The sequence below is a fragment of the Streptococcus oralis genome, assembly GCF_001588645.1.
GTDB lineage: Bacteria > Bacillota > Bacilli > Lactobacillales > Streptococcaceae > Streptococcus > Streptococcus oralis_AB.
This window is the reverse complement of the sequence record NZ_LAYF01000070.1, coordinates 1-310: the sequence shown is the minus strand read 5'-3', so window position 1 is coordinate 310 and position 310 is coordinate 1. Positions and strand designations below refer to the sequence as shown.

1 protein-coding gene is annotated in these 310 nt (G+C 48.7%); it reads right to left on the bottom strand.

What is annotated here, in order from left to right; all coding sequences use genetic code 11:
* Nucleotides 1–310, bottom strand: a 310-nt coding sequence (locus A0739_RS09885) for a DUF1846 domain-containing protein (RefSeq protein WP_155718991.1), incomplete at both ends; no start/stop codon positions are given.

Sequence of the window (310 nt, the reverse complement as noted above, 5' to 3'; positions counted from 1 at the left end):
TAGAATCGTCTGGTAGTAGCGGCGGATGATTTCCTGTTGAGATGCCTCTATAGCTGCGTCATTGTCTACAATGGCAAAGCCGACCATGTTGACGCCCATGTCTGTTGGAGAAGCATAAGGTGATTTGCCTAGGATGCGCTCCAGCATACGCTTAAGGACTGGGAAAATTTCGATATCACGGTTGTAGTTGACAGTGGTTTCGCCGTAGGTTTGCAGGTGGAAAGGATCAATCATGTTGACATCGTCCAGGTCTGCTGTCGCTGCCTCATAAGCTAAATTGACTGGATGGTGCAGGGGCAGATTCCAAACT